This is a genomic window from Methylobacterium sp. CCH7-A2 (genome assembly GCF_001557075.1).
Taxonomy (GTDB): Bacteria; Pseudomonadota; Alphaproteobacteria; order Rhizobiales; family Beijerinckiaceae; genus Allobosea; species Allobosea massiliensis.
Genome location: NZ_LSKN01000001.1, coordinates 1 through 288 on the forward strand (window position 1 = coordinate 1; position 288 = coordinate 288).

Sequence of the window (288 nt, forward strand, 5' to 3'; positions counted from 1 at the left end):
TGGGCAGCTTCACCGATGTGAAGTTCTTGTCCGACAATTCGAAGTCCTCGTCCTTCACGATGTCGTTCAGGAAAAGGAGATAGGCCGTGAGCGCATAGGTCTCGTCCGCGCTCAGCGACTGGGCGTTGCCGAACGGCATGGCGCGATGGATGTAGTCGTAGACCGTCGAGAGATCCGGCCAGAAGGAGCCGATCGTCTTCTCGGGGCGGTCGGCGGTGAGCGTGCCCTGCCCACCCGCCAGCACCGGCCAGCGGCCATTGCCCTGGCCGAATTCGCCATGGCAGCTGG

General features: G+C 63.2%; 1 protein-coding gene. It reads right to left on the reverse strand.

Going from position 1 to position 288, the window contains the following annotated elements:
* On the reverse strand, positions 1-288 hold a 288-nt coding region (locus AX750_RS00005), incomplete at both ends, for a cytochrome c (RefSeq protein WP_245282259.1).